1 pseudogene is annotated in these 512 nt (G+C 62.5%); it reads left to right on the top strand.

Annotation, left to right across the window (positions count from 1 at the left end):
* A pseudogene (locus tag EOE48_RS28610) lies at positions 1-512 on the top strand (phosphohexomutase domain-containing protein); the annotation flags it as partial.

Genomic DNA, 512 nt, shown 5'->3' with positions numbered 1-512 from the left:
GTGGTCGCGCCGCAGCTGATCGAAGCCCTGGGCTGTGAAGTGATCCCGCTGTTCTGCGAGGTCGACGGCAACTTCCCCAACCACCACCCGGACCCGGGCAAGCCGGAAAACCTCGAAGACCTGATCGCCAAGGTCACGGAGACCGGGGCCGCGTGGTGACCATCACCGGCAGCATCGTCTACCCGGACCGCCTGCTGATGCTGTTTGCCCAGGACGTGCTGGCACGCAACCCGGGCGCCGAGATCATCTTCGACGTCAAATGCACCCGTCGCCTGACCCCGCTGATCGAACAGCACGGCGGCCGCGCACTGATGTGGAAGACCGGCCATTCGTTGATCAAGAAGAAGATGAAACAGACCGGTTCGCTGCTGGCCGGCGAAATGAGCGGTCACATCTTCATCAAGGAACGCTGGTACGGTTTCGATGATGGTATCTACAGCGCTGCGCGCCTGCTGGAGATCCTCAGCAAGGCCGGGCAGAGCGCCGAAAACCTGTTTGCCGCCTTCCCGAAC

This window comes from Methylobacterium oryzihabitans (assembly GCF_004004555.2).
GTDB classification, from domain to species: Bacteria; Pseudomonadota; Alphaproteobacteria; order Rhizobiales; family Beijerinckiaceae; genus Methylobacterium; species Methylobacterium oryzihabitans.
This window is presented reverse-complemented; position numbering and strand designations above follow the sequence as displayed.